This is a genomic window from Sulfuricurvum sp. MLSB (assembly GCF_000747095.1).
In the GTDB taxonomy this organism is placed as follows: domain Bacteria; phylum Campylobacterota; class Campylobacteria; order Campylobacterales; family Sulfurimonadaceae; genus Sulfuricurvum.
Map to the genome: position 1 here is coordinate 1 of NZ_JQGL01000094.1, position 7,805 is coordinate 7,805.

Below are 7,805 nucleotides of genomic sequence, written 5' to 3' on the forward strand. Positions count from 1 at the left end.
CGTTTGGTCATCGCAAACAGCGTCGAGCGGTTGCGGAGAAGCAAAAGCATCAGCGGCAGGTTGAACCAGCGCGAGGGGAACGAGGCGTGATGATCTCTGAGCCTCTCTAGCACGGTACGGTCGTCTTGGCTGAGAGTGGGAATGCGCAGCAACTCGTCGATCATCGCGGCGTTCGCCATGTTGCCGTCTATTTTTTTGGCGTGTTTTCGGATGATATCTTTGAGGATCGAGCGCTGGTGCTTGCAGTGTCTGTTCAGAGTGTTGCAGGCGTGCTGACGGTATCCGACCAACGCTTCGTCGATGTAAGCGATTCCTCCCGAGGATGCGGCGCATGCCGCAATCCAAGCGTCGAAATAAAGATGGCGCGGAAACGGGAAAAGAAGCGGCATCAATGAGCGGTGGAAGATCATCGCATGAGCGGAAACACAGTTGTCGTATACGAAGGAGAGGGGAGTCGCGGCTTCGATGAAACGGTTGCGCAGTTTGTCCGAGAGGGTTTTGTTGATGGGGTTTCCGTCTGAATCGATCAGATAGGAGTTGCTGTAGACCAGCGATTTCGTGCCGATGGCCTGCATCAGACGTTCGAGTTTGTACGGGACCCAGATGTCGTCCTGGTCGCACAGTACGATGTATTCTCCGCCGGCTTTGGCAAGCGCCGACTCAAAATTGCGAATATACCCCACATTTTCGGGATTAACGCTGAGCGTGATGGGGAGTCGGGAGAGATAGGTTTGCACGATGGCAACGGTTTCGTCGCTCGAACAATCATCCTGAACGATGATCTCGGTGGGCTGGAGCGTTTGGGCCGCGATGGAATCGAGCTGCTCTTTGATGTACGCGGCGCCGTTGTAGGCGGCGATGACGACAGAAATAGTTTTATTAATTGAGTTTGACATAAATACAATAGTACTATTATTTAAGTATAAAGGGGAATATTGATTGATTTTGAGAAAGAATTTTGGAATTTTTCATCACTGCTTTTACCTTTTGTAACTAGTGTCGAATTAAAGCATTCGCCGTATAGCCCGTCTGTTGTACGGCATCTTGCATCATGCGTAGCGTTACCGTCTCATCGGCGGTGACAACGGCGGTCTGGGTTTTGAAATTGACTTTGGCATTGGTGACGCCCTTGACGCCGTATAATGCTTTTTTGACCGCCAGCGTACAGGCGATACAGTGCATTCCCTCGATGTGCAGCGTCCACTCGCGCCCGTACATCAGCGAAGAGACAAGCAGCATGCCCAGTATTATTCTCCCCATATCAATCCTTCGTAGTACGGATAAAAGAGTGCGGCAAGGCTGAGGACGAAAAGCGTCCAGAACAGCGCCAGCAGGATTTTGGAGGTGAGGCTCGGCTCGCAATCGCATTCGATCTGTTTTTTGATCACCATCCGATAAAATCCGATCCCCAGCATGAGGGCGGCAAGTGCGGTGAATATCCATCGGTACGCCTCCAATGCGGCGACATTGATAATGCCGGCGAACGAAATGCCGAAAACGATAAACAGAGTCGGCACCAGACAGCATGAGGCGGAGAGCAATGCCGTAATGAGCGCGCCGGAGAGAACCAGCACCGCGCTGCGCCGCTCCTGTTGCATCATGATGTCGACGGGGTTTTCATCATCGGATTGGGCGACATACCCTGTCCCCTTGACAATCGTGAGGCGCGTGGCACCCTCATCCAGACGCTCTTCGGTGAAAGTACAGTGCTGGGAGAGGGCGAAACGTTTGCAGTTTTCGCGGCCGCTTAGGGTGTTGACTTCGACGATCAGCGTCGCGTTTTCGGGCAGGGCATCCAGCGCTTTTTTGGTTTCGAGTACGGGACGGGGACAGTCCATGTCGCGGCAATCGAGAATCATAGGGTCGCTTTTTGTGCGTGAATCGTATAACGATAGGCGGACGGGTCAAAAGGATCGAGGTATTCGCCGTCAACCTCTCCGTACACGTAGCCGAACGAATCGAGGGTACCCTGTGCGTTGGCCGGGTAGAGATCAAAATCTCTGGCGTGGTTGAATGCCATCCAGTTGTTTTCCCAAAACCCGAAAAATTTATTCGCAAGCTCGCGGACGCGCGGAGAATTCCGATCGATTCCCTCTTTGAGGATCAGTTTGGTGATGTCGGCAGGATCGCACGGAATCCAGCCGATGGTATCGATGAAAAATTCTACCTTGCAGTGCTGGGATCTGGTGATGTCTTCTTTGGTACCGAAGGCGATCGAAAAACGCGACGCCCCGACGCGAATTCCCATGACTTCTCTGGCCGGGATGCCGGACGCACGCATCAGCGCTACACACAGAGCCGACATGTCGAGGCATTTGCCGCCCATGCGTCCCTCGCGTTCCAGTTGCGCAAGCATAGTGTTCGGTGACCCTGTGCCGCATCCCTGAACGCTTTCGTCCCGATAGCTGTTGGCAATGATCCAGTCGTAGATTTTGCGTGCTTTTTTGAGGGGATCTTTCTCACGGGCGACAATGTGCTTGGCGATTGCGGCCACGGTGCCGTCGGTCGGAATATGTGCCGTAGGGGCTAAAAACGTGCGTGATTGCTCGATCGTATCGGGACAAAGCCGTTTGCGCTTGAAGGTGCATTGGCGGTCGCGCAAGGCCACGGTAAAACTCATGTTCAGGGTTTTGGGTGCAGCGCTTTGATCCCAGAACGCATATAAGGTACGGGCACGGTACGCATTGTGGGATGTTTCGAGGCTTTTGGCGGCATTGTTTTTGGTTCTGGTTTCCAGAACGGTTTGAAATCCGCTGATGTCCGAGGGGAGGGGAATCCACAAGGCACACGCCCGCTCACCGTGATGCGACAGATCAAAGTTCCAGTCGATGGTGTAAACGCCAAGCGCTTCTTTGCTCTTGAGCGGTGCGGCGGACATCAGGAAGGAGGGGACGCAGCATAGCGCTCCCGCAGCGGTTGTTTTGGTGATGAATTCGCGTCGTTGCATCGTTTTATCCTACAATAATATCGGTGTCGGTTTTCGCGACAACCTGTGCGACGATGACGGCAGGTATTCCTTCGTCGCGGCAGCGCAGCAGCATTTTTTCGGCATTTTCGGCGCTTGCGGAAATCAACAGGCCTCCTGAGGTCTGCGCGTCAAAAAGAAGCATCTCATGATCGGCCCCGATGGTTCGTCGGAAGCGGACTTTGGATTCCAGATGCTCTTTGTTGGCGTAGCTTCCGGCGGGGATGATCCCCATCGAGGCCATCGTCAGAGCTTCGGGAAAAAACGGGACGGAAGCGCTGTCCACTTCGATCGAGAGCTTTCCGGCACTCATCTCCTGCAAATGCCCCAAAAATCCGAATCCCGTGACATCGGTACACGCGTGAGCGTCCAATTCTCTGGCGATTAAAGAGGCTTTGTAATTGAGCGTGCGCATCGTGTCGGCAACGCGCAGAGCCGTTGCGCCGTCGAGAAGATCGGCTTTGATGGCCGTCGTCAGGATTCCCAATCCGAGCGGTTTGGTCAAAAGGATCAGATCTCCCTCGCGCAGCGTATTGTTGCGCAGTATCCGATCGGGATGGACGAAGCCGGTGCAGGAGAGGCCGTAAATCATCTCCGGAGTCTCAATCGTGTGTCCTCCGATAATGACCGCGCCGCACTCGTGCGCTTTGCTCTGGCCACCGCGCAGTATTTCGCTCAGGACGTCGGTCGGATGGTTTTTACCGTCGAATCCGACGATATTGAGCGCGGTTTTGGCATCGCCGCCCATGGCAAAAACATCGCTCAGCGAATTGGCGGCTGCAATCTGGCCGTAGATAAACGGATCGTCGACGACGGGGGTGATAAAATCGAGGGTCTGTACCAGGGCCGTTTCATCGCTGATGCGATATACCCCGGCGTCTTCGTTCCCCTCGAATCCTACCAGCAAATCTTTGTGAAACGATTTGAGATGGCAGGTCACGTTGTCCAGTGATCCGGGAGAGAGTTTGGCGGCGCATCCGGAAGCGCGAACGTATTTGGTCAGTTTAGCGTCGGTATTCATTCTGGATGCCTTTGAGCGTTTCGACGGTTTTGGCGGGATCATCGTTGCAGATGCTCAGGGAAGGTTTGAGGGCGCTTTTGTAGACTTTGTCGTAATACTGGGTCAATAATATTTCGGCCACTCTGGAGAGTTCGCCGTTCTCGAATGCCGTGATGCTTTCGGATTTGTCTTCGCGGCTGATGTAGGGAGAAATGCGTTCCATCCGTTCCCTGAAAAAGTTTTCGTCCATTTGGTCGTACATAAACCGGATCCGCTCGATCCGTTGTTCCAGCGGCGCCGTAATCTCGATGCGCAGTCCCGATTCCATTTGTTTGTAAAGCGTCGAGGGGAGATTGATCTTGCCGATCCGCTTGCTCTCGGCTTCGATGAAAGCGCCTTTGTCGCGCTGCAACGCAAACAGAGCATGCGCCAAACGGTTCTGAAACTCTTTTTGCCCCGGCTGATCGCCGATGACATCGCCGAAAACGGAACCGTAATGATTGGCCATTTTTTCGAGGTCGATCACGTTGTCCAGTTCGCACAGCAGGTCGCTTTTGCCGCATCCCGTATAGCCGGCGAGGGTTATGAAGTTGAAAGACGGGAGATTTTCAAGATAGCTGACGATCACCGAACGATAGGACTTGTATCCCCCTATGACGCGATCGATAGGATAGCCGATGCTGGAGAGGATGGTTCCCAGAGAAGAAGAACGCATCCCGCCTCGGGCGCAGTAGATGGCTATTTTGGAATTGGGCGTGAAGGCCGGATAGATGTCATGAATATGGCGCGCGGCATTCAGACACACGAACGATGCCCCCTGTACGCGTGCTTCAAAAGGAGATACCTGCTTATAGGTTGTTCCCACTTGATGATGCTCTTCATCGTTAAGCGCGTAAAAGTTTTGCGACAAAGGAATATGGGATTCAGTGTATTCGTGCGGACTTCGCGCATCGATAATGAGATCGTACGAGTCGAGCGATTCTAAAAAGGTTTCAATGGGTATGGTTCGTATCATTCGGAATGATAGCATTTATCGTCTGATAGACCCTTTAGACAAGGGTGCTTTTACGTAGAGACACACAATGCCTCTTTTTGCGATCGGGTCATTTTTTTGACGGCGATTTCACGTTTGAGGGCGGTGCTTTTATCACGGCACGGCTCCTGATAGGCGAGTGTTACGGGACGGCGGAAGCGGGTATATTTTGCCCCTTTGTCCGAAGTGTTGTGCTCTTGCAGACGTTTTTCAAGGTTGTTGGTGATGCCGGTGTACAACGTAGCGTCGCTGCACCGCAGGATGTACAGCGTGTACGCGGGAACTTGGGTTGGGACGTCCATCGGTGTCAGCGCGTAACGCTCAGCCCTTCGTTTTTCCATTCGTTGATCCCGCCTTCAAGATTGAGAGGGACAAAACCGTTATTCGCAAGGATGCGCGAAGCGGCGACGCTGCGCATTCCGCTTTTGCAATAGACGATGATTTTTTTCTTTTTGACCTCTTGAAGCTTGCCGATCGAGGTGTTTAAGGTATCCAACGAGATTAAGGTCGCGCCTTCGATATGCTCCTCTGCGAACTCTTCGGGGGTGCGGACGTCAAGGAGGAAAACGTCTTTATCGTTTGCCAAAAGCGTCTGCGCCTGTTTGGGAGATACGGATTCGAAATCGGCGAGTATCCACCCTTTTGCGTAGGCAAAATAGAACATAACCCCGATGAGCAAAATCCAGGATAGCAGATTCATGATCTGTTGGCGTGTCATGGCGACTCCTTTTTCGGTATTTTAGCGTGTATCCGATCCTTAATGGCGGGTAGGTTATAATATTTCAGATAAATATCAGGAATGCATTACGCTCACGATGAAACATACACTCAAAGCCAAAGCCCGCCAAATCGTCCAAAGTCCGGTTACCAGAAAAGCATTGCAATCGATGAAACCCGAAAAATCGATGTGGGGATTTTTGGGGATCGTCCTTTTGCTCATCGTTCCCGAAATTGTCGGTTTTATCTGGGGAAGCGACATCACCGCGTACGCCGAACGCGGGCTTGCGCAATCGCCGGAAATGATCGAAAAATATTATTATGAGCTGCTTGTGATGCTGTTCGAAGCGGGCGGAAGCTGGGTTAATCTGGCAATCGGGGTTGCGCTGCTGGTGTGGTTTTTTTTCTGAGGGTTCATAGAGCTAACGTGCAAGGGAGTTTTTGAAATACTCCAGCGCTTGATCGGCACTCTCTTTGTGGGAGACGAGAGGGGGCGGATAGATTCCAAGCACAGAACGCTTTAACATCGCTTCATCGCCGAGGATTTTCGCCGGAACGTCGGCAAGTTCAGGAAGATATTGTTTAATATAAATTCCTTCGGGATCAAATTTGGCGGTTTGGGTGTAAGGGTTGAAAATCCGAAAATAGGGCTGCGGATCGACTCCCGTCCCGGCGCTCCATTGCCATGATAGAATATTGCTTGCCGCGTCGTAGTCCATCAGGTGCGCGGCAAAAAAACGTTCCCCCCACTGCCACGGCAAGAGGAGGTTTTTGGTCAAAAAGCTTGCGCAGATCATCCGAACGCGGTTGTGCATCTCTCCGCTTTCCAGCAGCTGGCGTATTCCGGCATCAACGATCGGCACGCCGGTGCGCGAGGTGCAAAACGCATTAAAGCGTTCATCGTCTTGGAAACCGGCAAACGGATAGCGAAAATTGCGCGCGGAAAGATGCGGAAAGTGATAGAGTAGCATCGCGTAGAATTCGCGGAAAATAAGCTGGCGGAAAAAGGGTTCGGTATCGATCCCCTGTTTTTTTTGAGCGGCAAGCCATCGCAGGACGGCGCGGATCGAGATCGTCCCGAAACGCAGATCGGCACTGAGGTGCGAGGTGGCATCCAACGCCATGAAATCGCGCTCGGCGCTATAGCGTTCGATCCGGGAGGCAAACGACGCGAGTTTGGCTTCGGGGGAGAGCGATTGATGAGGAGCAAGCGGCCGGGGCGAAAACCCGATCGATGCGAGGCAGAGCGGAAGGCGCGTGAGGGTTGTACCGTCGATGCGGTGGATGCCGTCGTAATCAAAAGGGATTAGCGTCTGATCGGCCGGGAGCGATTCGGACAGATGCTTTGGCTCAAAAAGGGCTTTGGCGCGGTTGTAAAACGGGGTAAAGACAAGGTAGGGCGTTCCGTCGTTTTTGAGCACTTCGTCGGGCCTGAAGATGTAGGTATCGCGCAGATAGGTAAAGGGGAGGCGATGGGAGACGTTACGGTCGCGTTCGCGCGCATACACATCGTAATCGCCCGAAGCGCACACGTCGTCATACGTATCGCGGCTCAGGAGCCAGTCGAAGACTTCAGTCGGCTTTCCCCAGAAAAGCGCCAGATCAAGACCGCGATGCCGCAGAGCGGTCTTAAGGCGGATCAACGCCTCGTAGATAAAGCGGACGCGGCGATCATCGCTGTCGAGGTTGTTCAGGATATTCGGATCGAAGATGAAGATCGGAAGCACGTCGCCTTGCCCGGAAAGCAAAGGGGCGTCATCGACACGTAAATCGCGCCGAAACCACAGAATGCGGCGCATTCTATTTCCCCGCGTCCAGATGCGAACGCAGCGCTAAAGATTTTGGGTAGGGAGCTAGAAAACGCTGTCCGAGCAGGTAGGCCGTATCGTATTTTTTCGCATACAGCGCAATCGTCGAGAGCGGAACGATCAACGGGACGATTTTATCGGCATAGTCGCCGATTTGGTCGTGCAGAATCTCTTTTTCGGGACGGCTGAGATCGTTTTTGAAAAACCCTGCCATGTGTTCGAGAACATTGCGCGTCCGTTTGATCGAACTTTTATGAGCAATCGCCGTTTTGAAGAGGTGCT

General features: G+C 53.0%; 11 protein-coding genes. 1 reads left to right on the plus strand and 10 read right to left on the minus strand.

Going from position 1 to position 7,805, the window contains the following annotated elements:
• From JU82_RS07070 to JU82_RS07105, 8 genes are all read right to left on the minus strand, one after another.
• Positions 1-896 (minus strand): glycosyltransferase family 2 protein (locus JU82_RS07070; RefSeq protein ID WP_294892463.1); only part of this gene is annotated, 896 nt, incomplete at its 3' end.
• 97 nt (positions 897-993) lie between these two features.
• A complete protein-coding gene (locus tag JU82_RS07075) occupies positions 994-1,260 on the minus strand; it encodes a heavy metal-associated domain-containing protein (protein WP_037948628.1) in 267 nt (88 codons plus the stop codon).
• Positions 1,248-1,859 carry a mercuric transporter MerT family protein gene (locus JU82_RS11920; protein ID WP_294892466.1) on the minus strand — a complete coding sequence of 204 codons (612 nt, stop codon included), beginning with the start codon at positions 1,857-1,859 and terminating at the stop codon, positions 1,248-1,250. The genes JU82_RS07075 and JU82_RS11920 overlap by 13 nt, the downstream gene beginning before the upstream one ends.
• Complete coding sequence (locus tag JU82_RS07085) at positions 1,856-2,947, minus strand: transglutaminase-like domain-containing protein (protein WP_037948630.1); 1,092 nt, start codon at positions 2,945-2,947, stop codon at positions 1,856-1,858. Before JU82_RS07085 ends, JU82_RS11920 begins: the two co-directional genes overlap by 4 nt.
• Positions 2,948-2,951: 4 nt before the next feature.
• Positions 2,952-3,986 carry a selenide, water dikinase SelD gene (selD, locus tag JU82_RS07090; protein WP_037948632.1) on the minus strand — a complete coding sequence of 345 codons (1,035 nt, stop codon included), beginning with the start codon at positions 3,984-3,986 and terminating at the stop codon, positions 2,952-2,954.
• Positions 3,970-4,995 carry a tRNA 2-selenouridine(34) synthase MnmH gene (gene mnmH / locus JU82_RS07095; RefSeq protein ID WP_294892467.1) on the minus strand — a complete coding sequence of 342 codons (1,026 nt, stop codon included), beginning with the start codon at positions 4,993-4,995 and terminating at the stop codon, positions 3,970-3,972. The genes selD and mnmH overlap by 17 nt, the downstream gene beginning before the upstream one ends.
• Positions 4,996-5,030: 35 nt before the next feature.
• A complete protein-coding gene (locus tag JU82_RS07100; protein ID WP_294892468.1) occupies positions 5,031-5,339 on the minus strand; it encodes a GIY-YIG nuclease family protein in 309 nt (102 codons plus the stop codon).
• Entirely contained in the window at positions 5,306-5,716 is a 411-nt protein-coding gene (locus JU82_RS07105) for a rhodanese-like domain-containing protein (RefSeq protein ID WP_037948638.1), read from the minus strand. Before JU82_RS07105 ends, JU82_RS07100 begins: the two co-directional genes overlap by 34 nt.
• 97 nt (positions 5,717-5,813) lie before the next feature.
• Between JU82_RS07105 and JU82_RS07110 the strand changes: the two genes are divergently transcribed.
• Positions 5,814-6,125, plus strand: a complete 312-nt coding sequence (locus JU82_RS07110) for a hypothetical protein (protein WP_037948640.1) — start codon at positions 5,814-5,816, stop codon at positions 6,123-6,125.
• Positions 6,126-6,137: 12 nt separating this feature from the next.
• On the opposite strand, the gene JU82_RS07115 is transcribed toward JU82_RS07110, so the two are convergent.
• Positions 6,138-7,514, minus strand: a complete 1,377-nt coding sequence (locus JU82_RS07115) for a deoxyribodipyrimidine photo-lyase (protein WP_037948642.1) — start codon at positions 7,512-7,514, stop codon at positions 6,138-6,140.
• A gap of 1 nt (position 7,515) precedes the next feature.
• The coding region (locus tag JU82_RS07120) for a YbgA family protein (protein WP_037948644.1) at positions 7,516-7,805 on the minus strand (290 nt) is incomplete at its 5' end.